The organism is Pseudoalteromonas sp. SR45-6 (assembly GCF_014163545.1).
GTDB classification, from domain to species: domain Bacteria; phylum Pseudomonadota; class Gammaproteobacteria; order Enterobacterales; family Alteromonadaceae; genus Pseudoalteromonas; species Pseudoalteromonas rhizosphaerae.
In genome coordinates, this window is sequence record NZ_JACJDM010000103.1 from 1 (window position 1) to 4,854 (window position 4,854).

The 4,854-nt window shown below is 35.9% G+C and carries 7 protein-coding genes; 3 read left to right on the forward strand and 4 right to left on the reverse strand.

Features of this window, described 5'->3' with window-relative positions; genetic code table 11:
* A partial coding sequence (locus H5158_RS22035) for an Hsp70 family protein (RefSeq protein WP_182740918.1) occupies positions 1–419 on the reverse strand: 419 nt, incomplete at its 3' end.
* Between the two features lie 414 nt (positions 420–833).
* Between H5158_RS22035 and H5158_RS22040 the strand changes: the two genes are divergently transcribed.
* The gene (locus tag H5158_RS22040) at positions 834–1,844 is read left to right on the forward strand and encodes an SMI1/KNR4 family protein (protein ID WP_182719019.1); all 1,011 of its coding nucleotides are present in this window, start codon (positions 834–836) and stop codon (positions 1,842–1,844) included.
* A gap of 73 nt (positions 1,845–1,917) precedes the next feature.
* Here the strand turns inward: H5158_RS22040 and H5158_RS22045 are convergent, their stop codons facing one another.
* From H5158_RS22045 to H5158_RS22050, 3 genes are all read right to left on the reverse strand, one after another.
* Positions 1,918–2,598, reverse strand: coding sequence for a DNA-processing protein DprA (locus H5158_RS22045; RefSeq protein ID WP_220491398.1), 681 nt, complete (start codon positions 2,596–2,598; stop codon positions 1,918–1,920).
* A 3-nt stretch (positions 2,599–2,601) separates the two neighbouring features.
* Complete coding sequence (locus tag H5158_RS23170) at positions 2,602–2,907, reverse strand: hypothetical protein (RefSeq protein WP_220491399.1); 306 nt, start codon at positions 2,905–2,907, stop codon at positions 2,602–2,604.
* A 130-nt stretch (positions 2,908–3,037) separates the two neighbouring features.
* Positions 3,038–3,436, reverse strand: coding sequence for a hypothetical protein (locus H5158_RS22050; RefSeq protein ID WP_138585062.1), 399 nt, complete (start codon positions 3,434–3,436; stop codon positions 3,038–3,040).
* Positions 3,437–3,679: 243 nt separating this feature from the next.
* On the opposite strand from H5158_RS22050, the gene H5158_RS22055 reads away from it, so the two are divergent.
* On the forward strand, positions 3,680–4,372 hold the full coding sequence (locus H5158_RS22055; RefSeq protein ID WP_182719017.1) for a hypothetical protein: 693 nt from the start codon (positions 3,680–3,682) through the stop codon (positions 4,370–4,372).
* Between the two features lies 1 nt (position 4,373).
* On the forward strand, positions 4,374–4,757 hold the full coding sequence (locus tag H5158_RS22060) for a hypothetical protein (protein ID WP_182719016.1): 384 nt from the start codon (positions 4,374–4,376) through the stop codon (positions 4,755–4,757).
* The last annotated feature ends 97 nt before the right edge of the window (positions 4,758–4,854 follow it).

The window sequence follows — 4,854 nt, forward strand, 5'->3', positions numbered from 1 at the left end:
CGCTCAACCGTTAAACCAGCAAGTGAAGCCGCCTGCTGTGTTGCTTGTCGTTGTTTATTATTAAAGTAGGCCGGTACTGAAATAACAGCTTCAGTAATGGGTTGTTGTAAATATACTTCAGCTTGCTCTTTAAGGTGCTTAAGTAAAATAGCCGACAGCTCTATTGGGGTATAAGATTGTTCTTCTAATTGATAAACTTTATCTGTGCCCATAAAACGTTTAAATTCAGACACCGTCAACTCAGGATGAGTCGCTAAACGATCCCGCGCAGCTTGACCTACCAATACATAGTCATCTGAAAAACTCACAATAGAAGGCACTAGAACATTGCCCTCAGAGTCAGCGATAAGTTTAACACCACTATCTTGCCATACAGCAACAACACTGTGTGTCGTTCCCAGATCAATCCCTATCTTCATATTACTCCCCCGTTCATCGGAACATTCTTAAATCGTTTTATATATATTAAAACCACTATTTAAAAAATCACTTATTATACTAACATTGATTGTTATATGTAAAACCCATCAAAATAAGAAAGTGCAATAAAAAAGCCTATTTTTTCACTGCGTGTAATTCAGGCCAAAAAGATGTTCACCATGACAAATTAACCCACTATTAATCAAGGAGATAAGAACGAAAATATAACAGATAAAATGATTAATCTAAGAAATTAAAGATAACAAGAGCTCCATTAACTAATTAAAACGAGCTTAAACATATTCAAATATTAACATTAATCAATTGTAAGTTTTAAGCTATTTTAAATTAATACTGAGTTAATCTTACCGTGATATACTAAGTTTATTTTTTACTTTATTAATAAGATTCTCATGCAAAATATCTGTGCGTATAACGATACTTTAAAAACCAAAAAATGGCATGACCTTCATTTTCCAGCAATAGAAATCACCAATTTGCCGTCTTTTTCACAAGATGAAAGCTACATCTTTAGTGACTTACTTCATCAAGCAGTAAAAGATCGAACAGACCAAGATGTTCTCAAGCTTTTCTTAATAACACCTGATACTCAATTGAGTAATCATTTTTATATGGTTGCCTACTTACAAGATAAGACTATTTTTACCGCCGAAGTGCTCAACACCCCACTATTTTCACAATGGTTAACAACAATTGATAGAGAAAGAAGAAAAGGCGTAGAACCTAAATCTAAGCTGTATGATCTTGCCAGTAATAGTCTATCTAGTCGCCCAATATCAAGAGCGTTTGCTGAGCAAATATTCACACATACCGGTGAGTTTATTGATGAAAATATTCCTAATGCATTTAAAGCAGAAGAATTAGCGCAACAAAAAATAGATTACATCACCCCATTTATTAACTTTGATTCCCATGAAGACTTTTCTTTAGTAAAACAAAATTTAACTCAATTAGTTGAGTCTGAGGGATTAAAAATAATAGAGCCCATTGATAATAAAGCGATTTATCAACAATTTAAAACGCAAGCTGGTTTTGAGTTTCCCACTATTTTAAAAGACTTTTTAACACTGCATAATGGCATTGAAAAAACAGGTTTTATGAATGCACAGACCATACTAAAAGAATGGAGTGACTGGCAAACACCATATCAAAAATGGACGCAAGAGGACTTGCTCGATACTTACAGCAGTAACGATGGCACAGTACTGCCTTTATATTGCACCCCCTATTGGATCCCCTTTTTCGACCAAGGTTGTGGTAATTTTTATGCCATAGATCTTGCACCAAACAGTAAAGGAAAACCTGGGCAGGTAATTAGTTTTGGCGCAGACCAAGAAAGCGGCTATCTACAAGCGCATAGCTTAGCAGAACTCATTGCTGGTTTTATCCATAACGAAGATTAACAGCAACTTTTAACGACGTATCTTGGCCCATCGTTTAGTTGTAATGATGGGCTTTTTTATAAACTAAAACCTTTTACGTTGAAATAAAATCGTCTTGAAAGCTTAAGCTTTGTTGAACGACTTTACCGTTTGCTTGCATGTCGTCTTGAATATACTTTAACAGTCCATTCACGCAGATTGGCATTTCCCACGCGCTGGCACCGCGCTCCATTTCAGAGAACTTTAATTCAGGCCTTAAATTGGCTGTTCCAGGTAAGAACACATTAGCAATTTTTTTATTGTACTTATGTGCAAATGCGACAGTGTGAGCACTGCCACTTTTAATTTCCCACTCGATAGGTAGCAGCGTATTACAAAGCGCAGCCTGTATTCGATTTCGTCTAACAAAGTTTTCGGCACTGTATAATTGTTCAGGCAGGTATTCTGTTACTACTGTGCCACCACGATTTAATATTTGCGCTTTAAGTGTGTTAGAGCCTTTAGGAAACTCAACGTATATACCATTACCAAGAACCGCAACGGTGGGAATGTTATATTTTATCGATTCTGTATGTGCTATTTGATCGATACCCAAAGCTAAGCCACTGACTGTAACAAGCCCTTTATTTGCCAATGCTGCGATGACTATTTTCGCTAAAATTACACCATCTGTTGATGGCTTACGAGTACCTATCACTGATACGGATTTTTTATGTAAGTTTTCAATTGGACCCTGAACAAAAATCCAATGAGGTGCATCATCAATTTTCTTCAACTCTTAAGGAAAAAGCTCCTGCTCTTTGAACAAAAGTCTTACATTATCAGCATGAAGAGAACGTGCGCGCGCTAAGCCAATTGACCAAAGTTGTTGTTGATATGCTTGCCATTCAATATCATCAGGTAATGACACATTCAGGTGTTTAGAAATTTCATCAGCATTACTCGCTTTAAGTAAATTTTTAAAGCCTAAGCCTGACTCTGCTATTTTGTGTAATACCCAATACTCAACGCCGCTTAATGAAGTCAACGCGAGAAAAGCCACAGTTTCATTGCGCCAATAGCCTTTTTGCTGTTCTTTACTCAACGCCAAATTCCATACAACTGTTTAATTTAAAACGCGCTGATTTTTACAGTATTATCAATCAAAGGCAAGGTAAACCAACTGCCTCGGTTGGCACACCTAAAATGCCAAAGCGCTTGTTAAAAACGCAAACTTACTCGTTTAATAACTCATTAAGCGTTGTTATGTTTTTATCTTGCGATTCATAAACAGTATCAAATGGCTCACTTGACCAATCGCCGTGTTTACTTTGCCATGCAAACCAAGCAGATGAAATAAACTCAAACTCTTGCATTTCCTCCACCTCTTCACCGGCTAAAAAGTTAATTAACTGCGCTAACGTACAGTGCCCACTATCAACCAACGTTAACACCTCTGTTCCCATTAGCTCTGTGTCGTCATCAAGTAAAATGATAACAACCGATTCTACAATCAGTTCATACTCCTTATATTCCATTATTGGCGTAACGTATGACTCATCTTGATGGCCTAATAAAATACTGGCGTAATTATCACTAACTTGACCATTTTTAAAAACTAATTGTTGATTCATTTATTTATTTACCTTAACTGCCATGATCGACTTATCTTATTCTTTAAATTATCAAATTTTTGGGTTTAATTCACGACTTACACAATCAAAAATAAGCTCAACCTTAGAACATGGTATTAAATGATAAATAGAACCAAGCAAAAAGCAGCCTGTTTGCTAGAGGTTTTCGAATAGCTGCCCATTGTGGTTTATTAAAAAATATCATGCTAAATTAGAAAACTCTAAATCAAGGATGATGTATTTTTGCAACACTCAAATCTACCTAAGAATGTAAAGTTTCACATTAAAAATACCTATTTGCCAAATAAGGTAAAATTAAGGACTCAAGGCCACCTCAATATTATTGCAGTTAGGGCCATACTAACTTTCATCGTTCCATTTTGTGGTGTGGTTGGCTATTTTACTGAGTCAATATTTTATGGTATTTGCTTTGCTCCTTTATTTTTATCACTCGTTTTTGCTTACTCAAGAAGCCATTATTTAGTCCTTGATGTTGAAACTGGTAAAGCGTACAAAGAAAAATTATTTCTAGCTAAAGCCACATCAAAAAAGATTTTAAAAAATTTAAACGATGTTGAAGTTTTAGTGCAACAAATTCCAGGCCTTGCAGATAAGTATCAAATAGCGCTGTGCCATGAACGCTACACAATTGGCACCTACCAAGATACTCAAGCAGCAGCCGCGTTTTTAGCTAATCATTTTGGCTGTATACACACAGAAAAGGTAAATGAGTTTACAGAAAAAACAAACGTCAGCAGTAACACACCCGATTTAGACCAAAATGCACTCGATAATAGACCTGCAAGTACAGCAGATGATCCAGCTCTAAAAAGCGGCAAAGATATAACTTTCTGGGATACCAAATCATTAATTAAAATGATTCTCCTCCCCTTCATCTGTTTTATCATCATCGGACTAATAGCGATTACTTTATAAAATGAAATTTACAAAACTGACAAATCAACAAGCGCAAATCAAGCCATTTGCCACAAGTGCTGTTAACTTTATGGGCGCATTTATTTTATTTATAAGTTGTTTATGTATGTTTAGTGTAATAGATGGCGAATTTCCCTTGGTACCTTGGGCTGCTATTTCCACACTTGGCTTTTGTTGTACATTTGCTAATTACAAAATTAAAATTGATAAAGAAACAAAAAACATAATTATACGCGCCAAAAGCATTTACGTTATTAAAGCAGATTCAATTGCATTTGCGGATATACGCGGCATAGTGGTTGACGAAAAATTATTTGGTAAAAGGGATTACCGCCAGGGCAAGAGCATGAAAAAAGCCTATGATTTCAATACCTTTTCAAGGTAATCTGTACTGCGCATAGCTTTTTTCTGTTTTGCGGGCATGCCTTTATTAAAGCTTGTTTCTGCTTTTAGCTGATTAAATGCGATGTGTCTCAGCCCCG